The following is a 19,953-nucleotide window of genomic DNA, read 5'->3' as shown; positions in this document are numbered from 1 at the left end:
CGTGAGCGAGCGTTGGGGATTAAGTCGAGATATGTGAGCGAGCGTTTGCCTCGACAAACCCTCGCTCACCTTTGGCGGCCTTTTGGCTGACGCTCGCTCACCTTTGGCGGCCTTTTGGCTGACGCTCGCTCACCTTTGGCGGCCTTTTGGCAAACCCTCGCTCATATCTTGCGTTGGCTCCAAGGATGAATCCGCTGGCTTCCGGGTGGAGATCGGACGCTGGAGGGCAGAATCGGCGTCGCCGTGTCCTTGGCCGTGGATAGGGTGGCTGACATGGAACAGACACTGAAAGTTGCACGGCAATGGGGCGCCCCCGTGGCGGCCGTCATTTTCTTCGCGCTGTGGTGCGTGGCGGAAGCGGGAAGCATGGCTCCGTGGATTGCTCATTGGTCCGAAACATGGACGTTCATCCTGCCGAGGTTCGCGATATTAGTCCTGACCACATTCGCCATTGCTGTCTCGGCCTGGCAGCCCGTCCTCTCTCTGGGATTCACGGCCGTCCTGCTGACGGGGCAGTTGGTGTACTTTATCCCGCAACCTTATTCCGAAGATTGGCCCATCTATTTGGGGTCCTTCGTTGGCTTGGGGTTCTCCATGTGGACTGCGAGAGGTCGTCTGCAATTTGTTGTGGCCGGGAGCAACGTCGTTTTCGCGGGCGTGATGACGTTCATCATGCTTTCCTGGCGATATGGGGTCGGCGTTGGATGGTTTAGACCTTTGTTCATGGGCGACAGGTACGCGTTGGCCAACTACGGTTGGCAACTCTTCTCCTTCCTCCTTCTCATCGCCGCAGGCTGTGCTGCCGTCGGGATCGCCCTTCGCCTTTATGAAGAACGCGGCACCCTTTCCCTAGCCCGCAACCTCGCCCAGGCAAACCTCAAGGAGACCGAGGTCGAGTTGGTCGTGGAGCAGGAGCGCACGCGGATCGCCCGTGACCTCCACGACGTCTTGGCACACTCGCTCGCAGTGATCGCCGCGCAAGCCGACGGCACCCGCTATCTCAGCCAAGACCAACCCAAGGCAGTGCTCGACGCCTTGGAGAACATCGCGGTATCGGCCCGCCACGCATTGGTGGACGCCCAGCGCGTCATTGAGGGAGTCCGCGACGACGGCCTGGTGGCCCCGCAGCCCAGGCTCACCGACGTCGGGCCTCTTGTCGAGCGGATGCGTCAGGGGAGCCTCAAGGTCCAGCAGAGCGAAACCGGAACCCCGGTGGACCTTGGCGCGGGCCAGCAACTCGCAGTATTCCGGATTGTGCAGGAATGCCTCACGAACGCCCTCAAGCACGGCGGACGCGGCACGGCCGTGCGCCTTCACTTCGACTGGAGCGGCCCAGGCCTGACCATGCACGTTGCTTCAGAATTGCCGGCGTCCGTTTCGATTGGGGGGACGGACGACGGCGGTGCCGCCGAGCGCGTGGGGCGCGGCATCCCCGGAATGCGTGAGCGTGCGCACCTTGCCGGCGGCTGGCTTAGTTCCGGGCCCGACGGCGAGCAGTTCCGTGTGACGGTCTTCATCCCGTACGGCTCGCGCCCGGCACCCGTCCTCCCCGAAGATGGAGCGGAAGGCAGCTCGGATCGGGAGGACGGTCCGTCCGCCAAGGGGCTCGAGCAGGAGCCGGCGCTGGCGCTCGAGGGCGCCTCGCCGTCGTCGGGCCCTGAGCGGGAAAGCGTCGGACGTGGCTGAGGTACCCATCACGGTTGCCTTAGTGGACGACCAACCCCTGTTCCGCGCCGGCATCCGCATGTTGGTGCAGAGCCAAGCGGACATGGACATGGCCTGGGAGGCCGACGACGGCGAACAAGCCGTGGCGCTCGCGGCCAAACAGCGGCCGGACGTCATGCTGATGGACCTTCGGATGCCCGTGCTGGACGGAGTCGAGGCCACGCGTCGCATCACGGAGGAAGCCGATGCGGCCGGGGCGGACAAGCCAAAGATCATTGCCCTGACCACCTTCAACAGGGACCAAGCCGTGGTTGAAGCCGTGCAAGCGGGCGCCAGCGGATACCTGCTCAAAAGCGCCGAACCGGAATTCCTACTGGCCGCGATCAGGACGGTGTATTCCGGATATTCGGTGATCGCGCCTGGTTCGGTCCACGAGCTTTTCCAGCACGCGGCCAGGACAGTGCCGGTCGCAGGGCCGGACCTCGCGGTGATGGACGAACTGTCGCCACGCGAGCGGGATGTGTTCCTGCTGGCGGCCAAAGGCTTGGGGAACGCCGAGATGGCGCAAAGCCTGTTTGTCTCCGAGGCCACGGTGAAATCCCACCTGCGCAGTGTGCTCAGCAAGCTCGGGCTGCGTAACAGGCTTCAACTCGTGGCCTTCGCCTACGAACACCGCCTACTGGGCTGAAAGGACGCCATATGTGAGCGAGCGTTGGCGTTTTGGGCCCGATATGTGAGCGAGCGTCGGCTGTTGGGCGAGCATATGTGATGGAGGGTTTGACAGGGCGGCCAGGACGCAAAGGCGACGGCCGCCCCGAAAGGGACGGCCGCCGTCGTGCAACTGCAGAGTCCTGCAGAGTCAGGGTGCGCTACATGGCGCGGCCCTTCGACTCCTCTCTTGCGTCGCGTCCAAGCCACACACCAAGGGCAACCATGACAACACCGAGAACCAGGTGCAGCCAGTCGTCCGCGGCGTTCATGGGCACGAAGTCAGCGCTCATGCTCGACATGGTGATGAGACCGTAGATCCAAAGGACGAGGTAGATTGCGCCGCCACCGATGAGGTAACCGCGCGCCATCCTTCCAGTCCTCGCGAAGTACAGGCCTGCTGCGCCGAACAGCAAATGGACAATATTGTGCAGGACGGATACTTGGAAGATTCCAAGAAGCATGGCGCCCGAGTCATGTCCTGCGAAGGTCATGGCGCCGTAATTGCTGGTGATGCCCGGGATAAATCCCAAGACGCCAACAGCCAGGAAAACCCAGCCTAAAACCAGTGCTGTGTTGTGCAGCGTCAGCCCCATCACGTGGTGGTGCTGCGCGGGGTGTGAAGCAGTAGTCATAGCTCCTCCCGATCACGATTTACATCGGCCCTTCAAATGGAGGGCCGTATCGCGGCAAGGAGTCGGAACCCTGCCGACGAGGATATCTTACTCCCGAAAACCCCGGAAATAGAGGGGAGAAGCTGGGACAAGCGCAGCTAGCATGGTTCTGTGATGCCCAATTCTGCGACGCTTTGTCCTGCGATGGCAGGGCAATCGTGAGTGAGCCATCGGTTCCCGGAGTCCGCGGAGCGATTTTCGGGGACACCAGGGACATCACGCCGTTCCGGAATGGACATGTCCGCACATCGGTGACTGGACTGGCTGAGGGCTTGAGCGATGCGATTGCGGGCGTCCTGAAAGGAAAGGCCGCTGGCCGGATCGGGGTCGCCGGAGACGTTCCCAGGCTCAAACGACTGGCGGGCAAGACCGCCAAATCGGTCTACGACGCCGTCTTCACCAGCACGGAACCGGACCGCCTCATCACCCTGGCCCGCGCCTACCCCGGCTGGGCTGGCCTCTGCTACGTGATTGCCGGGCTGCTTGTGTACAAACACGGTGGATACCTTCGGGCGTCGGAACTGCTGCAGCGGGGCTTGTCCATACGGATCGACGACGCCGCGAGCCAGTTCTCCGCAAGTTACCTTCGCAGGGTGGTCTCGCGGGTTGAGGTGGCGGAGCGGATTGACGTTCCCGTCCTGTTCAGCGAGGAATCAGTGTTCCTTGCCCTCTCGCATTGCTTCAGGGAAACGGGCCAGACGGCCGAAGCCCTGGACATCCTGGCCAGCCTGCCGCCGTCGTTGCCCTCCGCCTTGGCCCGCTGCACCGCGGCGGCAGCGCTCGAGCAGCACGCCGACGTCGTCGCCTGGACCGAGGGGCTCCGCAACACCGACGACCTCTCTGCGTCGCTGTTGCTGATTCGGGCACAGTCGCTCAGGGCGTTGGGGGAGCGGGAGGCAGCCCAGGCCGCACTCGTGGAGGTACTCCGGAGGAAGAAGACCAGCCTCGCCTTGCGCAATGATGCCCTCACGGACCGGGCCCTATCGATGCTCGAGGTCAGGCGGAGGCCCAACCCGCGGCCGCTTGTCGTTAAGCGGGTTCCGCGTGGCAAACAAGAGGGGACTGAGCTGGAAGCCGTCGACGGGATTCGCAAGGATGTCGAGGTGCGCCGGCTGTGGAACAAGGATTTCGGGGAGCCGGGCGGTTAAGTCCGAAGCGTGCGGAGGACTCCCCGAATGGAGACCCCCACGGCGCCGACAAGTGGCAGCAGCATGGCCAGGACAACCACGGTGTTCGGCTGGAATGTCACGCGTCCGCTGGCGTTGCGGCCATAGACCCCGACGGGGAGCACGAGACCGCCCCCGCCACCGCCGGCAGCATTGGCTCCAGCGCCTCCTCCTCCGAATCCAAAGGACACCAGGGCCACCGGGATCAGTTCTTCGCCGCCGATCTGCAGGGGAGGACCGTAGGCCCTTGAGACGCCGACCTTCTTGAAGGACTCTACGAGCGCTGAAAAGTCATTCGACATGAAACCGACGATAGGGCGACCCGCCGCGGAACGCCAGAGCGATCTCACCCGACGGCCGAGTCACCGCAGGAGCGGAAGCAGCTGTTCGACCAACAGAACAGCCCCGAGCACCACCATGATGATGCCGCTCGCAAGGGTCACCACGCGTGCAGCGGAAGGCCGGGACTGCAGCAGCCTTCTCGAGGTCAGGGCCACCGCTGTGTAAATGATGCCCGCGAACAAGACGAACGTGAGGCCCAGTACACCTGACTGCACCGGCACCGGAAGGGACGCCTCCGGGCTCACAAATTGCGGCACCAGCGCGAGGAAGAACAGCAGCCCCTTGGGGTTGATGCCGCTCGTGCCCATGCCTTTCAGGAAGGTGCGCGCTTGGTTTCGGGACTGCCCGACGGCGTCATCCGCACTGAAGCTTGCGCCGCGCCACGAGCGCATGGTGCTCACGCCGAGCCAGAGCAAGTAGGCTGCGCCCGCGATCGTCAGCCAGCCAAGAAGCCCCGGAACGCCCGTCAAAAGGGCGGCGAGTCCGGCCACCAGGAGAGCCGTGTGGAGCACGTAGCCGCTGCACAGGCCGGCCACTGCGGGGAGGAAGCTTCGCTGCCGCAGGCCTGCGGCAATCGAATACGCCCAATCGACGCCCGGGGTGCACGCCAAGGTCACGGCGACAATGACGAAGGCGAGGAAAAGCTGGGGATTCATGGTGGCTCCTGGCTGGCGGTTACACCATGAACTTTATGGAAAATCGGCCCATAAGTGTTCCCGTTTTTAGCTAGGCTTGCCGGGGTTTCGGTAAGATATTTGCGTGATTGATGGAATTGATAGAACTATTTTGCGCCACCTCAAAGAGGATGGCCGAATGACTGCCACCGCGCTCGCCGCAAAGGTGGGATTGACCGTGGCTCCGTGCCATCGAAGGCTGAGGGATCTTGAGGCTTCCGGCGTGATTCGGGGGTACCGGGCGGACATCGATCCGGCGGCGATTGGCTTGGGATTCGAGGCGATAGTCTTTGTGACCCTGCGCCAGGCTGACCGCGCCACGATGTCGGAGTTCGAAGACCGAGTGGCAGCCATTCCGAACATCGTCGAGGCCCAGCGGCTCTTCGGCTCGCCGGACTACCTCCTCCGCGTGATCGCCGCCGATCTCCCGGCCTACCAGCGCTTCTACGACGACCAACTCTCGGCACTTCCCGCCGTCGAGCGCCTCAACTCGACGTTGGTGATGAAGAACCTGAAGACCAACGCGGGGCCACCGGTCTGAGTTCGTGGTCCATCACGGAAACGGTCGGGGCTTTGGATTCGTTGCCGAGCCAGCGTCGGTGGGTATCTGAGGCCGGTTCTGGGGCGGCTGGGGTGGGGACCGGTGGCGGGGCGCGGGGGGTGGTGGCTTGGGTGCGGCCGGTGCCGCGGGTGTGCGGGGCGGCGTGCGCCAGCGCCGGGGCCGGCGTGAGCCTGCGCGGCGGTCTTTTTCCAGCTGGAAAGCGATTCTTGGGGGCTGTGGAAAAAGTCCTGGGGTTTGTTTCGTGGGTGGGGTTCTTTGGGCTTATTTTGTCAGAGCCTCATGTGAGGCTGGTTTTATGGACGGAAACCGGGGAGCACAGCGGAGCGGGATGGGCGCGCCTTCGGGCGGCGCTGGCCTGGATGCTGCCGTCCTGGGTGGCCGGACCACGGGTGCCTGGGTGCAGGGGTTGATCGAGGCGGTGAACGCGATCCGGCCGACCGCAGGCTACACGGAACCTGCCGGCAGCACGGAGCCGGCCTGTGGTGCTGAACCGGTCGGCAGCGCGGAATTGGGCGCCGAATTGATTGATCAGTTGCGGGGTTTGGAGGATTTGAAGTCCGCGGCCGCTGCTGCGCAGGCGAGGATCACTGTGGCGTTCGATACCGTGCAGCGTCGGGTTCAGGCTGATCTGGGTGTCCCGGCTGACGAGCGGGGCCGCGGGGTCGGGGCGCAGGTGGCTTTGGCGCGGCGGGAGTCCCCGGCCCGGGGGTCGCGGTTCGTGGGCCTGGCGAGGGCCCTGGTCACGGAAATGCCCCGCACCTTGGCGGCGTTGGATGCGGGACAGCTGAACGAGTGGCGTGCGATGTTGTTGGTGAAGGAAACGGCCTGCCTGTCCGCCGAAGACCGCTGTGCGGTGGACGGGGAGCTGGCCGCCGATACCGGGGCCTTCGACGGCGCCGGGGATAAGACCATCACTGCGGCGGCGAAAGCCGCGGCGTACCGGCGGGACCCGCGTACGGTGACGCAGCGGGCTGCCCGTGCGGCCGGGGAGCGGTGTGTGAGCCTGCGCCCGGCACCTGACACCATGACCTACCTGACCGCGCTGCTTCCCGTGGCGCAGGGCGTGGCGGTGCATGCGGCGTTGAGCCGGCACGCCGATACGCTGCGTTCGGCCGGGGAGGACCGGTCCCGGGGCCAGATCATGGCGGACGCCCTCGTCGAACGCACCACCGGCACACCCTCAGGCATCTCCGGGGTGGAGGTCCAGCTCGTCATGACCGACCGGACCCTCTTTCAAGCCGATGCCGAGCCGGCCCGGCTCACCGGGTATGGGATCGTGCCCGCGGCGTGGGCAAGGAATCTCCTGGCCTCAAGCCCCGGCAGCGACGAAGACCCGGGCCAGGCAGGGCTGCCCCAAGCCGGACAGCCCGAGTCCGGGGAGCAGGACTTCAAGGTTTGGCTCCGGCGCCTCTATACCGCTCCCGGGACCGGGGAGCTCCTCGCCGCGGACTCGAGGGCGCGGTTGTTCCCGCCCGGGTTGCGGCGTTTCATCCAGGTCCGGGACGATGTCTGCCGCACCCCGTACTGTGACGCGCCGATCCGGCATTACGACCACGTCGTTCCCTGGCACCAGGGCGGGACCACCAGCCTGGACAACGGGGCGGGCCTGTGTGAAGCCTGCAACCACACCAAAGAACTCCCCGGCTGGACAGCACAAACCAGCGCAGCAACAAGCCCCGGCGAGCGGCACCTGTTCGAAATCCGAACCCCCACCGGTCATGCCTACCGCTCAAAAGCCCCACCAATGCCCGGAACACCCCTGAACGGAGACCCGCCCGTCATGGCGGCGCACTTTTTCGGCGACTTGTTCCACAGGCGCCACCGGCCGGAACTGCGCCGACCAGCCTAGACACGTCCGCTGTTCCTGCCGCACGGCAACGCGCCCGGCCGGGTGCGCGCCGCTATTGGGCGCCCCACCACCGGGCGCCCTTAACACCCGCGCGCTTCACCCTTCACCCCCGAAGCAACCCCGTCGTCCGGTACGGAATCACCTCGCGCAGGAACATACTCGTGGACGTGCGGACGATTCCCGGGCACAGCCTGATCTCTTCCGACACCCGGTATAGATCGTCCGGGCTTGTGGCGACCACGCGGATGATGAGGTCGGTGTCCCCGGCTGGCGCATGGCATTCGAGTACTTCGGGGATGTCGCGTAGGGCTGCGATCGCCTCGTTCAGTCGGCTCTGATCCAACTCCGCACTCACCGCCGCCGCAACACCGCGGCCCAGCGCCGAGGGCAGTACCCGGCTGCTGTTCGGACGAAGAGCACCCGACGCCGACATACGCTCCAGGCGCGACTGGACCGTCCCGCGCGCCAAGCCCAAGCGCTGGGCGAGAACCATGATCGGCACCCGAGGGTCGTCGTCGAGCGCGGCCAGGATGCGCTTGTCCGTTGAATCCAATTCCTGCATCGCTGCCGCTTTCTGCCTAGTCGCCGAAGATCTGACTGGTCAGAATGTCCAACCGAACCTATTCTCCCGCACAATGCCTGCCGAACGGCCCGCCAGCGGAACCGAGTTGCCCGCGAGCCATGGTTGCGAATCATTTACATGCCCGTAACGGGAAACCCTTGACGGCATGAATTTAAAACGCGAAACTCTTCTCATATGTGATTGACGTCTCAAGACGATCGGCGCCCAAAGCGCCGGCTCCTGGGAAGAAACCAAAGGCGAAGAAAATGGCAACAACACTCGAACTCACCGTCCGCACCGCATCATGGACCCGGCCGCCCCGCGAACTGGTCCGCGCGTTCGAAGCGTTCCCGGTGGCAAACATCGGTGACGCGATGGAGCGGCTCGGAATCGTCGACGGCGGAATCAGCCCGGTCTGGGAAGGCGCCCGCTGCGTCGGCTCGGCACTCCCGGTCCTGGGCGCCGCCGGAGACAACGCCGCCGTCATCGAAGCGCTGAAGTACATCGAGCCCGGTGACGTGGTGGTGATCAACGGCTTCGGCCACGAACACCGTGCCTTGGTGGGCGAGCAGCTGTCTCAGCGCTTCGAAGCCGCGGGCGCCACCGGAGCCGTCATTGACGGCTACATCCGGGACCGTGCCACCATCACCGAAATCAAGTTCCCCGTCTTTGCCCGCGGTGTCACCCCTGCCGGTCCGTTCAAGAACGGTCCGGGAGTCATCGGCGAACCCGTAGCAATCGGCGGCATCGTCTGCTCGGCAGGCGACATCGTCGCTGCCGATGACGACGGCGTCGTCATCGTCCCCCAGGCCCGCGCCGCGGAAATCCTGGAACGAGTCATCGCCGTGGCCGCGCACGAGGCCGAGATGACCGCGGAAATCACCCGCGAATACAGCTAGCAGCGCTTTCTCCCACCCCAGCCCCCTCATAGACTGAAAGCACCCACCATGACAAAGCAATCGACGGACTCAGTGGATCTGAACACCGCTCAAATCAAGGTCGTTACCGCGGACGGCAGGATGGTGCGCAAGGCAACCTTTGCCGGCACCATGGGTTCCTTCGTGGAATGGTACGACTACGGTATCTACGGCCTGCTGACCACGTACCTGGCCATCAACATCATGGGTTCCAAGGACGTCGGCTCCTTGCTCCTGACCAACGTCGGTTTCCTGGTGAGCTTCCTGGCCCGCCCCTTCGGCAGCGTCATCTGTGGTTTCCTGGGTGACAGGCTGGGCCGCAAGAACCTGCTCGCCGTCCTCCTGCTCCTCATCTCCGGGGCCACGGCCTGTATTGGCTTGATCCCGTCGTACTCTGTGATCTTCTGGGCTGCTCCGGCATTGCTGATCCTGCTCCGGATACTGCAGGGATTCTCCGCCGGCGGCGAAGTGGCAGGCGCCATGGCCTTCGTGGGTGAATACGCACACAACAAGCACCGCAACTACTCCATGAGCTTCATCGCGGTCGGTTCCTTCTGCGCCCTGCTCTTCGGCAGCGCCATCTCCGCCACCCTCATCACCACCCTCGGGGATTCCACCATGGGAGCCTGGGCCTGGCGCATCCCGTTCCTCGTCGCCCTGCCCCTGGGCTATGTCGGCTTCTACATCCGCTCCAAGATGGAAGACACCCCGCACTTCGCGGCATTGCGTGAGCGCAACGAGGTGGAACGCAACCCGCTGCGCACCGTCTTCACCTCCAAGCGCCACCTCAAGGCCATCGTCCTGACCATCTTCCTCCCGGCACTGAACGGCCCCGGCTACTACCTGCTGTTCGCCTACATGCCCACCTACCTGAAGACCCAGCTGGGCGCCGCCAACAACTTCACGATGCTCCAGGCTCTCCTCGTGACTGCCGTCAGCCTGGTGGCCATCATCATCGCGATCCCCCTGATGGCCCGCTTGTCCGACCGTATCGGCCGCAAGCCCGTGCTGGCCCTCTCCGCCGTGCTTATGGCCGTGGTTTCGTACCCGATGTTCGCCATGATCACCACCGGCAACATGCCGCTGGCCTGCGTTGCCACGGTCGTGATGGCCATCGCGTTCTCCGGCCACGCCGCCGTCGTCCACACTGTGCTGACCGAAATGTTCCCCACCACGGTCCGCTACAGCGCGTACAGCATCGGCTTCAGCATCAGCACCATCATCTTCGGCGGCAGTGCCCCGCTGGTCATGACCGAACTCATCAAGGCCACCGGCAACAGCATGGTTCCCGCCTACGCCTCGATCGGCACGGCCATCATCACGCTCGTCTCGGTCTACTTCCTGAAGGAAACCAAGGGTCAGCCGCTGCAGACGCACTAGCAAGACCAGAACCCCGACGGCGGCGGCCGCCCGCCACCGAAACGGCAGCCGCCGCCGTCGAGCGCTAAGCCCTCGAACCCTTAGTACCGAACAGAACCACCAGGAGTCACCTTGAGCATCAATTCAGTAGCCGTCGTCGCAGACCTCGGCGAAAGCTACGGCAACTACACGATCGGCGACGACGACGCCCTCCTGGGCCTCGTCACCGCTTCCAACATCGCCTGCGGTTTCCACGCCGGCGATCCGAGGGTCATGGATGCCACCGTCAAGGCCTGCGTGGAACGCGGCATCGAACTCGGGGCCCACCCCGGATATCCGGACTTGGTGGGCTTCGGCCGCCGCCTCATCGAAGCCAGCGAAGAAGAAATCCGCACCGACGTCCTCTACCAGATCGGCGCCCTGGACGCGTTCGCCCGCATCCACGGCGGCAAGATCAGCCACGTGGCCCCGCACGGGCGCATGGGCAGCATCGCCCAGACGGACGCCAAGCACGCCCGCGCCATCACGGACGCCATCAAGGCCTACGATCCCGCCTATATCGTGATCTGCCAGAACGGCCTGTTGGCCGACGAATCCCGCAAGCGCGGTCTTAAGGTTGGCTACGTCTTCCTCGCGGACCGCGGCTACGGTGAAGACGGCATGCCCGTCTCCCGCAACAGCGAAGGCGCACTCCTGCACGACCCCGAGGAAATCGGCCGCCGCGTGGTCCAGGTGGTGACAGAAGGAACTGTCCGCGCCGTCACCGGCAAGGTGGTCCCGCTCGGTCACGATGCCGACGTCGTCCTCCTCCACGGCGACCACCCGCAGGTCCTCCAGAACGGCACCGCCCTCCGTTCGGCCCTCGACAAGGCAGGGATCAAAGCCACCGGGCTGCAGGAAGTCCTCGCCGAAAAGGCCCGGCTCGCCACGGTCTGAAGCTGAGCAACCCCCGGATCCATCACCCGTACCACCGAGCAGGACTCATGACCACGCACACAGCACCCGCGGAGCGGCTGCGCCACCCGCCCGAATTGGAAGCCGAGCCGTTCGGCGACTCAGCCCTCATGCTCAGGGTCAAGAACGACGACGCCGACTTCCGCCGGGCGGCGGGCAGCCGGCTCCGCGATGTGCTGCTGGAGGTGCGGCCGTACGGGGTGTTGGACATCGTGGCCGGTGTTGAGTCCTTGCTGGTCGAGTTCGATTGCCTGGCGGTGACCCACGAACAACTGGCCCAGACCATCCGCCTTGCGGTTGCCGGCAACGCCCTGGAGCCCGGAGCCGCTAGCGCCTCGCAGTCACTTTTTGTCATCCCGATGGTGGCCAGCGAGGAATTCTCCCCGGACCTTCCGGGCGTGGCCGAGGAGTTGGGCCTGAGTCCTGAGGCGGTGCTGCGGAAGTTCCAGTCCTCGGTGCTGACCATCAACCTGTTGGCCGCGGCCATGGCCCCCATGATGGGCGGCGTGCAGTTCCCGGGCCAGGTCAGCCGCTGCGTCGAGCCTCGGACCAACGTGGAACCCGGGTCTGTCATGGTGGCCGGCACCAATGCCATCATCCAGCCGTTCCCGGGGCCGAGCGGCTGGAAGGTGATCGGCCGGACCCCGCTCACCATCTGCGACATCCGCGAAGATCCTGCTACCTCCTACAAGCCGGGGGACTCGGTGCGTTTTGAAGTCGTTCCGGAGCGCGAATGGGCGCGGCTCGAGGGGCAGTTCCTCCGGGCCTCGGACGGCGGCGCTAGTTTGAGCGCCGGCGCCAGCCCAAAGGCCGGCTCAGAAGGGGCCAACAGTGACCTTCCCTGAACGCGCGATCGGCATCAAAGTGAGCGAGGCCGGCTGGCTGTCCACGTTCCAGGACCTGGGCCGCGAGAATTCCGAGTTCATGGGCGTCCCGTGCGGAGGTGCGGCGGACCAGCACTCCGCGGCCGCGGCCAACATCCTGGTCGGCAATAGCCGCAAGGCAACGTGCCTGGAAATCATGGGCGGACGCTTTGCGTTCACGGCCACGCATGACGTGATGTGCGCCGTGACCGGGGTTCCTGCCGAAGTCACGGTGAACGGCGATCCGGTGGCCATGTGGGAGCCGCTCTGTATTCCGGCCGGAGCCCGTGTTGTGATTGCCAAGGCCAGTGGCGGCATGCGGAATTACCTGGCCTTCAGCGGGGAACTGGAAACCGCCCGCTTCATGGGCAGCGCCGCGCCCGAATCACGTATGGGCTTCCCCCAACAACTTGCTCCGGGACAGATCCTCACTCTCCACAGCCGGTACCGCGGATTCACCCACCCGTTCCTGACCCAGCCCCTGTTCCAACTTCCAGTTCCAGTGCCGGACTTCAGCCCGGACGTGTGGACTATCGATGTCGTCGAAGGCCCTGAAACGGACCGGACGCCCGGCATCCGGAAACTGCTCAGCTCCAGTAATTACACCGTAGGCGCTAAATCCAACCACGTGGGCCTGCGCCTGGACGGACCAGTTGTGCATCCCGAGGGGCTCGGGGAAATCGTGTCCCATGGTGTGCCGATCGGTGCATTCGAAATCCCGCATGGCGACGAGCTCATCATCCTGGGCCGCTCACGGACCCTCACCGCGGGCTATCCGATCGTGGCGGTCGCCGCCAAGGCCTCCCTGTCCATGCTGGGCCAGGCCAGTCCCGGCCGGAAGATGACCTTCCGCTGGATCAGCAACGTCCAAGCGGTCGAACAATATCGCGAACAGCAGCGCCTCCTCGCGCATCTGGAAGGGCGCGTGCACGCCCTTTTCGCCGCCGTCGGGCTCCCTGTCTCCACAAGTTCCGCGGCGGCCCCTTCGCAGAGTCCGGCTGCGGCGTGACCCACAGGCCGAAGAAAACACTTGACCACCATTCTCTAAAATGAGAAACTCTTCTCATATGTGATAGGTATCTCAAATGATTCACACTAAGAACACAAGGAACTGAAACCATGGGACTTCTGGACGGCAAGCTCGCGATCATCACCGGGGCCGGGACCGGGATGGGACGCTCGACGGCGGCCCTGCTGGCAGCCGAAGGTGCCGCAGTGGTGCTGGTAGGGCGGCGTGAAGACGTCCTGCAGGAACTCGCTGCGGAAATCGTCGCCGACGGCGGCCGCGCAGTTGCCCGGGCCGCGGACATCACCTCCAAAGACGACGTGGACGCGCTGCTGGACTGGATCCACGGGAATCTCGGCCAGGTGGACATCCTCGTCAACAACGCAGGCAGCGCCAGCAAGGTCCTCAACGTCCGCTGGATCAGCCAGCAGGAGTGGAATGACGTCCTCGACGTCAACCTCAACGCCGTCTACCTGCTCAGCCAGGCAGTCCTCCCGGACATGCTGGACCGCAAGACCGGAACCATCATCACCGTCTCCTCGCTCGCAGCCGTCAACCCCAACTTGCTCGGGGGCGCCGCCTACGGTGCGGCCAAGGCCGCGGTCCGGAACTTCATGACCTATCTCCACAACACCTTCCGCAACGATGGACTTCGCGCGGTGACCATCCTGCCCGGTGAGACCGCCACGCCTATCCTGGACAACCGCGCCCGCCCGCCCCGTGCCGAGGAGCGCGATGCGATGGTCCAGCCCGAGGACGTGGCCCGCGCCATCCACCTCGTGGCCACGTTGCCACAGCGCACCGTGGTCCAAGAGCTCGTCATCGCCCCCACCATGCAGCGGGACACCTCGGGCGACATCGAGATCAGCCGCTGGGCCGGAGCCCCCGCCGACGAATTGCCCCAGCGATGAAACGCCGCAGACTCTATCCGCCCGTCTTCAAAACAACACCAGCCACCACCCAGATCAGGACCCTCATGTCACTCGAGCCAGCCACCGCCGTCGCCGATTTTCAGCCCTCCGAAGCTGTGCAGCGCATCCAGCGCACATCGCTGCGTGTTCAGCAGCCCCAATCCAAAGGGGACCTCGTCTCCTTGGCCATGGGCGAGCCGGACTTCGACACACCGGCCCAGGTTCGAGCAGCAGCCGCCCGCGCCCTTGAGGACGGCTTCACCCACTACTCGCCGTTGCTTGGCGAGCTGGTGCTTCGCGAGGAGCTGGCTGCCCGTATCGGCCAGCTCCTCGGCGGAGTGGCCAGCCCCGGCGACGTGCTCATCACGCAGGGCGGCACGGCCGGCCTGTCCGCGGCGATCCTTGGCATCGTCAACCCGGGCGACAAAGTGGTTATCCCGGACCCGACCTATTCCCTTTATGCGGACCTCGTGAGCATGGCCGGGGGCATCACCGTGCCGGTGCCGCTGGCCGATGACCTGCACTGGGACCTCGAGGCGCTGGCCACAGCGCTTGAAGGCGCCAGGATGTTCGTCTTCTGCAACCCCTCCAATCCGACCGGCATCGTTCATTCCCGCCGCGAGCTCGAAGCCCTCGCCGACATGGTCGCCGGAACCGACACGCTGATCCTTTCCGACGAGGCCTACAGCGATCTCGTCTACACGCCCGAGCCCTTCACCTCTGCACTGGAAATCGAAGCCCTGTCCGGCCGGACCATCTACTGCCAGACCTTCTCCAAGAGCTATGCCATGACCGGCTGGCGCGTCGGCTACCTCTGGGGCCCGTCCGACGTCATCGCCTCCGCAGCCCGGGTCCACAACACCTTCAACGGCTCCATGAACCAGGCCGTGCAATACGCCGCGTTGACCGCCCTGAAGACCTGTGGGCCGGACATCGAACGCATGCACGCCTCCTATGCCCTGCGCAGGGAACTCATGGCCAACGGCCTCCAGCAGATTCCGGGTCTCACGGTCAGCTCACCGGAAGGGGCCTTCTACCTTTTCCCCAAGTACGACGTCGAGCTGCCGGCGGCCGCAATGGTGGCCCACCTGCGCAATCACGGCGTGGCCGTCCGTCCCGGCAGCGAGTTCGGCCGAAACGGCGAGTTCCACCTGCGCCTGTCCTACGCGGCCAGCTCCCAGGCGATCACCGCCGGTGTGGAGCGGCTGGCGGCCGGACTGGCCGAGCTCCGGTGAGTGCCGCGGACGTGGCCAGCGTAGCGCCACCTGTTCAGGCGCTACGCTGGAATCTGACACGGAAGGGGGCGCCCATGCGCAGCGACACCCAACGCAACCGCCGCCAGCTGGTGCGGGCCGCCGGGAAGCTCTTCGCCAAGGCCAAGGGCCCGGTGAGCATGACGGACATCGCCCGTGAAGCTGAGATCTCCCCCGCAACGGCGTACCGACATTTCGCCTCGGTGGAGGACGTCCTGGCCGCGTTCCGCTTTGGTGTTGGCGAGAAGCTGCGCGATTTCAGTGTTGCCCAGACCACGTCCGGGGTGGAGCTGTTAGAGAGCGTCAGCCGGCACTGGGTGGGACTCGTCATCAAGCATGGCGGTTCCATGGTCCACACCCGTTCCGGCGAGGGGTACCTGGCCCGTCTTCGCTCCGGCGCTTACTACCTGACTATCCAGGCTGAGGCTTTGGAGCGGCCACTCCGGGAGGCCTGTGAGGAGCTCGGCCTCCGGCCCCTGGGGGATGAGGCCATGTTCCTTTGGAATATCCTCTTTGACCCCCGAGAAATTTTCGATCTGCTCAACACCGTCGGCCTGGACAAGGACCAAGTGTCCACCAAGCTTTGTGCTGCTCTCCGCGGAGCCTTGGCCGCGTGGGCCGCTGCCGAGCCAACTTCGGCAAAGTGACCATCTCCTGTTCGTCTTCTGTTGAGGAATTAGTCAGATTGACCAGTGACGGTTGAGTCCGTTGCGCCAGTTGTAGTGTTCCTGTTGAAATAGTGGCAACGAAGGGAAAGGCTACCGCCGGACCCCACAGGCTACGGATCCCCCGGCACACCACCCGGCCACCCGAAACACCGTCCCGCAAGGACGCAGCCGCTGATTGACTCTTGTTCACAGCATCGTCTTTCCGCACCCCGTCGGCGTCGTCATAAAGGGCGGCCGGCACCATAAGAGCCCCTGAGCCACCGAACGCGTTGCGGTAGCTGAGGGGCTCTTGTGCTGCCCGGGTTGTGTTCTCAAAGGGGCTGAATCAACACCGCGACATAGTCGTACTCATCTTGGGAGGCGGACATCCACTCGACCTCCACCAGATCACCCGCATTGAGGGACCTGTATCCGCCGGATTGCTGGATGACCGAGAAATGCCCGAAGCATTTCTTCCCGTCAGGAAGAATAAGTTCCCCCCAGCCTTCTTCTGCCTTCCACAAGGAAACCGTCGCCTTGATTCGAGCTGAGCTCAACGTTGGTCCTCTCTTTGGAAATTAAACGTAGGCAATTGTCCCAGTGCCCGGACCCTCGCCGGAATCCTGCAGGCACGCCCGGCGGCGCATAGTCTTGTGCCATGACTTCCGCTGGCCGCTTCGCTCCGAGCCCCTCCGGCGAGCTCCACGTGGGCAATCTGCGTACCGCCATGCTCGCGTGGCTCTTCGCGCGTTCCACTGGCCGCGACTTCCTGCTGCGCGTGGAGGACCTCGACCGTGCGCGGGCCGGCGCCGAAGCCGTGCAGCTCCGCGACTTGGAAGCTGTCGGCGTGACGTGGGATGGCGCCGTCGTACGACAGACGAACCGTTCCGGGCTGTACAACGCCGCGATCGAACGGCTCACCGACGCCGGACTGACATATGAGTGCTTCTGCACGCGGCGCGAAATCCAGGACGCGCCGTCCGCCCCGCACGCGCCTCAAGGTGCCTACCCGGGGACGTGCAGGAACCTTTCGACGGCGGAGCTTGAGATCCGCCGGGCCTCCCGCCCGGCCGCCATCCGGCTCCGTTCCGAAACGCATGTGTGGACTGTTCAGGACGGGCTGCACGGGTCATTCACGGGCGTCGTTGATGACTTTGTGCTCCGGCGGAACGACGGCGTCACTGCCTACAATTTGGCCGTGGTGGTGGATGATGCGGAGCAAGGCGTGGACCAAGTGGTCCGCGGAGACGACCTCCTGTCCTCCACACCCCGCCAAGCCTATTTGGCCTCTTTGTTGGGCGTGCCCGTTCCGGAATACGCCCATGTCCCCTTGGTACTGAATCGCGATGGCGCCCGCTTGGCCAAGCGCGACGGTGCAGTGACGCTCGGCGACCTTGCCGCCGTCGGGCTGTCTGCGGGAGAGGTGCGGGACATGATCCTGGAATCGCTGGGGTTGCCGGGAGGGCCGCTTGGCGAGGCCTTGGATAGATTTGATCCGGCCCGATTGCCACGCGGGCCATGGATATGGAACGGCAATCAGCAATCAACCCTCCGGAAAGGGGCCTAAGTGCTCGCCTATGTGCTGACCCGCTACGGCGGCGCCGACGCAATGGAGCTGCAGGACGTCCCCAGGCCGATTGCCGGCCCGGGCGAGGTCCTGGTCAAGGTATTTGCCGCGGGGCTCAATCCTGTGGACTACAAGCAGCGTGAAGGTGCAGTCCGGGTGATCACCAGGCCAAGACTACCCTTGGTGGCCGGAAGCGAACTGGCCGGGATAGTGGAAGCCGTAGGCCCGGGTGTCACCCGCTTTGCCACGGGAGACCGGGTGTTTGCCCGTGTGGACAAGACCCGGCTGGGCGCCTTTGCCGAGCACGCCGCCGTCCACGAGGATCTCGTGGCGCTCATGCCAAGGTCGGTCAACTACACCGAGGCCGCGAGCCTTCCCTTGGCGGGCCTCACCGCGTTGCAGGCACTGCGCGACGAGCTCAAGGTCAAGCCTGGGACCAAGCTGTTCATCTCCGGAGGCGCGGGCGGAGTAGGAACCCTCGCCATCCAGCTGGCCAAATACTTTGGCGCCGAGGTGACCACCACTGCGTCTCTGCGCGGAGAAGAGTTGGTGCGGCGGCTCGGGGCGGACGCCGTCGTCGACTACACGAAGGAAAACCTGGCCGAAGTACTCAGTGGCTTCGACGCCGCGCTGGATCTCGTCGGCGGGGAGACGCTGAATCAAACGTTCAAGATCCTCAAGCCGGGCTCGAAAGTGGTCAGCATCGCGGGGATGCCCGAACCGCAGACGGCTCTAAAGGACCTCGCCGCCCCGGTCTGGATGACCGCGCTGTTCTGGGCAATCAGCCTCGGAATCCGGAGCCGCGCCCGTGAAGCCAAGGTCCGGTACCGCTACCTTTTCATGCACCCCAGCGGAGAGGACCTGAAATTCCTGTCGCGCCTGGTTTCCGAAGGGAAACTGCAACCCGTGGTGGACCGCAGCTATCCGCTCGAAAAGATCGGCGACGCTTTCGCTGCGCTGGAGCAGGGACGCGCCAAGGGCAAGATCGTGGTGACCATGGACACCGGCGGCTGGGCCCATTCTGCCGGGTTCCCTGGCCGAGCGTAGCGAGGTTAGGGGGCGGAAAGTGGGCCCATTCTGCCGGGTTCCCTGGCCGAGCGTAGCGAGGTTAGGGGGCGGAAGGGATTAGGCTGTCCGGGTGGATGCACAGACGATTGCCCTTGGATTCGAACCAGTCGCCGAACTCTTTGGCCGTTTCCTCAGCGAGGACCCGGAATATTCAGCCCAACTCGCGGCCTACCACCGCGGCGTCAAGGTACTGGACATCAGCGGCGGGCCGCACCGCCGCCCGGATTCCGTAACCGGTGTTTTCTCCTGCTCCAAGGGAGTATCCGGGCTGGTCATCGCACTGCTGGTCCAGGACGGCTTCCTGGACCTCGACGCCGAAGTGGTCAAGTACTGGCCGGAATTCGGCGCCGAAGGAAAGGCCACGATTACCGTGGCCCAGTTGCTCTCCCACCAGGCCGGGCTTCTGGGAGTCGAAGGGGGACTTACCCTGGCGGAATACAACAACTCCGAGTTAGCCGCCGCCAAACTCGCGCAGATGCGGCCGCTCTGGAAGCCCGGGACCGCCTTCGGTTACCACGCCCTGACCATCGGCGTCTTCATGGAGGAGCTTTGCCGACGGATCACCGGGTCCACACTCCAGGAAATCTACGAACAGCGCATCCGCTCGGTCACGGGCGCCCACTTCTTCCTGGGACTGCCTGAGTCCGAGGAATCCCGCTATGCCACCCTCCGTTGGGCCGCGGACCCTTCCCAGCCGTGGACCGATCCCGCCAGCCATTTCGGCCTTTCGGCAAACTCGGCAGTGGGGGACATCCTTGACCTGCCCAACATCCGCGAGGTCCGCGCCGCCGGCCTGAGTTCCGCCGCGGGAGTCGCCAGCGCCGAAGGCATGGCCCGCGTCTACGCTGCGGCACTCACCGGGCTTGCCCCCGACGGCGACCGTCCCGCCGTCGCGCCCCTCCTCAGCGAAGAGACCATCCAGACGGTCACGGCCGAGCAGGTCTTCGGCATCGACCGCGTGTTCGGCGAGACCAGCTGCTTTGGGACCGTGTTCATGAAATCGCATGCACGCTCGCCTTACGGCAGCTACCGCGCGTTCGGGCACGACGGCGCCAGCGCATCTTTGGGGTTCGCTGACCCTGTGTATGAACTCGCTTTCGGGTACGTGCCGCAACAGGCCGAGCCGGGCGGAGCTGGATGCCGCAACCTTGAGCTGAGCGCCGCCGTGCGGAAGGCAGTCACCGAACTGGCTCAGTAGGATGAAGC

21 protein-coding genes are annotated in these 19,953 nt (G+C 64.9%); 16 read left to right on the top strand and 5 right to left on the bottom strand.

What is annotated here, in order from left to right:
• Positions 1-273: 273 nt before the first annotated feature.
• Both NFJ07_RS18835 and NFJ07_RS18830 read left to right on the top strand, forming a co-directional pair.
• A complete protein-coding gene (locus tag NFJ07_RS18835) occupies positions 274-1,686 on the top strand; it encodes a sensor histidine kinase (RefSeq protein WP_269996695.1) in 1,413 nt (470 codons plus the stop codon).
• Positions 1,679-2,353, top strand: a complete 675-nt coding sequence (locus tag NFJ07_RS18830) for a response regulator (protein WP_269996693.1) — start codon at positions 1,679-1,681, stop codon at positions 2,351-2,353. Before NFJ07_RS18835 ends, NFJ07_RS18830 begins: the two co-directional genes overlap by 8 nt.
• Positions 2,354-2,534: 181 nt before the next feature.
• On the opposite strand, the gene NFJ07_RS18825 is transcribed toward NFJ07_RS18830, so the two are convergent.
• Complete coding sequence (locus NFJ07_RS18825) at positions 2,535-3,008, bottom strand: DUF4383 domain-containing protein (protein WP_269996691.1); 474 nt, start codon at positions 3,006-3,008, stop codon at positions 2,535-2,537.
• Between the two features lie 197 nt (positions 3,009-3,205).
• On the opposite strand from NFJ07_RS18825, the gene NFJ07_RS18820 reads away from it, so the two are divergent.
• The gene (locus NFJ07_RS18820; RefSeq protein WP_269996689.1) at positions 3,206-4,195 is read left to right on the top strand and encodes a hypothetical protein; all 990 of its coding nucleotides are present in this window, start codon (positions 3,206-3,208) and stop codon (positions 4,193-4,195) included.
• Here the strand turns inward: NFJ07_RS18820 and NFJ07_RS18815 are convergent.
• Together NFJ07_RS18815 and NFJ07_RS18810 are read right to left on the bottom strand one after the other, a co-directional pair.
• Positions 4,192-4,515: a hypothetical protein gene (locus NFJ07_RS18815; protein ID WP_269996687.1), complete on the bottom strand. Its 324-nt coding sequence runs from the start codon at positions 4,513-4,515 to the stop codon at positions 4,192-4,194. The two genes, NFJ07_RS18820 and NFJ07_RS18815, sit on opposite strands and share 4 nt — an antisense overlap.
• A gap of 60 nt (positions 4,516-4,575) precedes the next feature.
• Entirely contained in the window at positions 4,576-5,211 is a 636-nt protein-coding gene (locus NFJ07_RS18810; protein ID WP_269996685.1) for a LysE family translocator, read from the bottom strand.
• Between the two features lie 103 nt (positions 5,212-5,314).
• On the opposite strand from NFJ07_RS18810, the gene NFJ07_RS18805 reads away from it, so the two are divergent.
• A complete protein-coding gene (locus NFJ07_RS18805; RefSeq protein ID WP_269996683.1) occupies positions 5,315-5,770 on the top strand; it encodes an Lrp/AsnC family transcriptional regulator in 456 nt (151 codons plus the stop codon).
• Positions 5,771-6,086: 316 nt separating this feature from the next.
• Complete coding sequence (locus tag NFJ07_RS18800) at positions 6,087-7,640, top strand: HNH endonuclease (protein WP_269996681.1); 1,554 nt, start codon at positions 6,087-6,089, stop codon at positions 7,638-7,640.
• Positions 7,641-7,743: 103 nt separating this feature from the next.
• Here the strand turns inward: NFJ07_RS18800 and NFJ07_RS18795 are convergent, their stop codons facing one another.
• On the bottom strand, positions 7,744-8,202 hold the full coding sequence (locus tag NFJ07_RS18795) for an Lrp/AsnC family transcriptional regulator (RefSeq protein WP_269996679.1): 459 nt from the start codon (positions 8,200-8,202) through the stop codon (positions 7,744-7,746).
• A 266-nt stretch (positions 8,203-8,468) separates the two neighbouring features.
• Between NFJ07_RS18795 and NFJ07_RS18790 the strand changes: the two genes are divergently transcribed.
• The 8 genes from NFJ07_RS18790 to NFJ07_RS18755 all read left to right on the top strand — a co-directional run bounded on the left by NFJ07_RS18790 (position 8,469) and on the right by NFJ07_RS18755 (position 16,112).
• On the top strand, positions 8,469-9,101 hold the full coding sequence (locus NFJ07_RS18790) for an RraA family protein (protein ID WP_269996677.1): 633 nt from the start codon (positions 8,469-8,471) through the stop codon (positions 9,099-9,101).
• Positions 9,102-9,149: 48 nt separating this feature from the next.
• Positions 9,150-10,499: an MFS transporter gene (locus NFJ07_RS18785; protein ID WP_269996675.1), complete on the top strand. Its 1,350-nt coding sequence runs from the start codon at positions 9,150-9,152 to the stop codon at positions 10,497-10,499.
• A 111-nt stretch (positions 10,500-10,610) separates the two neighbouring features.
• A complete protein-coding gene (locus NFJ07_RS18780; RefSeq protein WP_269996673.1) occupies positions 10,611-11,414 on the top strand; it encodes a LamB/YcsF family protein in 804 nt (267 codons plus the stop codon).
• Between the two features lie 47 nt (positions 11,415-11,461).
• Positions 11,462-12,277: a 5-oxoprolinase subunit B family protein gene (locus tag NFJ07_RS18775; protein WP_269996671.1), complete on the top strand. Its 816-nt coding sequence runs from the start codon at positions 11,462-11,464 to the stop codon at positions 12,275-12,277.
• Positions 12,264-13,304 (top strand): biotin-dependent carboxyltransferase family protein, encoded by a 1,041-nt coding sequence (locus NFJ07_RS18770; protein WP_269996669.1) that lies wholly within the window; start codon positions 12,264-12,266, stop codon positions 13,302-13,304. The genes NFJ07_RS18775 and NFJ07_RS18770 overlap by 14 nt, the downstream gene beginning before the upstream one ends.
• 110 nt (positions 13,305-13,414) lie before the next feature.
• Complete coding sequence (locus tag NFJ07_RS18765; protein WP_269996667.1) at positions 13,415-14,212, top strand: SDR family oxidoreductase; 798 nt, start codon at positions 13,415-13,417, stop codon at positions 14,210-14,212.
• Positions 14,213-14,277: 65 nt separating this feature from the next.
• A complete protein-coding gene (locus tag NFJ07_RS18760) occupies positions 14,278-15,447 on the top strand; it encodes a pyridoxal phosphate-dependent aminotransferase (protein ID WP_269996665.1) in 1,170 nt (389 codons plus the stop codon).
• Positions 15,448-15,521: 74 nt separating this feature from the next.
• Complete coding sequence (locus tag NFJ07_RS18755) at positions 15,522-16,112, top strand: TetR/AcrR family transcriptional regulator (RefSeq protein WP_269996663.1); 591 nt, start codon at positions 15,522-15,524, stop codon at positions 16,110-16,112.
• A gap of 332 nt (positions 16,113-16,444) precedes the next feature.
• Here the strand turns inward: NFJ07_RS18755 and NFJ07_RS18750 are convergent, their stop codons facing one another.
• Positions 16,445-16,669 (bottom strand): cold shock domain-containing protein, encoded by a 225-nt coding sequence (locus tag NFJ07_RS18750; RefSeq protein WP_269996661.1) that lies wholly within the window; start codon positions 16,667-16,669, stop codon positions 16,445-16,447.
• A 101-nt stretch (positions 16,670-16,770) separates the two neighbouring features.
• Here NFJ07_RS18750 and gluQRS point away from each other — a divergent pair, with 101 nt between their 5' ends.
• The 3 genes from gluQRS to NFJ07_RS18735 all read left to right on the top strand — a co-directional run bounded on the left by gluQRS (position 16,771) and on the right by NFJ07_RS18735 (position 19,945).
• A complete protein-coding gene (gene gluQRS, locus NFJ07_RS18745; protein ID WP_269996659.1) occupies positions 16,771-17,679 on the top strand; it encodes a tRNA glutamyl-Q(34) synthetase GluQRS in 909 nt (302 codons plus the stop codon).
• Positions 17,680-18,726, top strand: a complete 1,047-nt coding sequence (locus NFJ07_RS18740) for an NADP-dependent oxidoreductase (protein WP_269996657.1) — start codon at positions 17,680-17,682, stop codon at positions 18,724-18,726.
• 91 nt (positions 18,727-18,817) lie between these two features.
• Positions 18,818-19,945 carry a serine hydrolase domain-containing protein gene (locus tag NFJ07_RS18735; protein ID WP_269996655.1) on the top strand — a complete coding sequence of 376 codons (1,128 nt, stop codon included), beginning with the start codon at positions 18,818-18,820 and terminating at the stop codon, positions 19,943-19,945.
• Positions 19,946-19,953: the final 8 nt, after the last annotated feature.

The organism is Arthrobacter sp. B2a2-09, from assembly GCF_027587375.1.
In the GTDB taxonomy this organism is placed as follows: domain Bacteria; phylum Actinomycetota; class Actinomycetes; order Actinomycetales; family Micrococcaceae; genus Arthrobacter.
This window is presented reverse-complemented; position numbering and strand designations above follow the sequence as displayed.

Bases quoted from the DNA above. Each gene is read 5' to 3' on its own strand.
- NFJ07_RS18815 (WP_269996687.1), bottom strand. From the start codon at position 4,515: ATGTCGAATGACTTTTCAGCGCTCGTAGAGTCCTTCAAGAAGGTCGGC.
- NFJ07_RS18800 (WP_269996681.1), top strand. From the start codon at position 6,087: ATGGACGGAAACCGGGGAGCACAGCGGAGCGGGATGGGCGCGCCTTCG.
- NFJ07_RS18785 (WP_269996675.1), top strand. From the start codon at position 9,150: ATGACAAAGCAATCGACGGACTCAGTGGATCTGAACACCGCTCAAATC.
- NFJ07_RS18775 (WP_269996671.1), top strand. From the start codon at position 11,462: ATGACCACGCACACAGCACCCGCGGAGCGGCTGCGCCACCCGCCCGAA.
- NFJ07_RS18795 (WP_269996679.1), bottom strand. From the start codon at position 8,202: ATGCAGGAATTGGATTCAACGGACAAGCGCATCCTGGCCGCGCTCGAC.
- NFJ07_RS18810 (WP_269996685.1), bottom strand. From the start codon at position 5,211: ATGAATCCCCAGCTTTTCCTCGCCTTCGTCATTGTCGCCGTGACCTTG.
- NFJ07_RS18835 (WP_269996695.1), top strand. From the start codon at position 274: ATGGAACAGACACTGAAAGTTGCACGGCAATGGGGCGCCCCCGTGGCG.
- NFJ07_RS18825 (WP_269996691.1), bottom strand. From the start codon at position 3,008: ATGACTACTGCTTCACACCCCGCGCAGCACCACCACGTGATGGGGCTG.
- NFJ07_RS18755 (WP_269996663.1), top strand. From the start codon at position 15,522: ATGCGCAGCGACACCCAACGCAACCGCCGCCAGCTGGTGCGGGCCGCC.
- NFJ07_RS18760 (WP_269996665.1), top strand. From the start codon at position 14,278: ATGTCACTCGAGCCAGCCACCGCCGTCGCCGATTTTCAGCCCTCCGAA.
- gluQRS (WP_269996659.1), top strand. From the start codon at position 16,771: ATGACTTCCGCTGGCCGCTTCGCTCCGAGCCCCTCCGGCGAGCTCCAC.
- NFJ07_RS18765 (WP_269996667.1), top strand. From the start codon at position 13,415: ATGGGACTTCTGGACGGCAAGCTCGCGATCATCACCGGGGCCGGGACC.
- NFJ07_RS18790 (WP_269996677.1), top strand. From the start codon at position 8,469: ATGGCAACAACACTCGAACTCACCGTCCGCACCGCATCATGGACCCGG.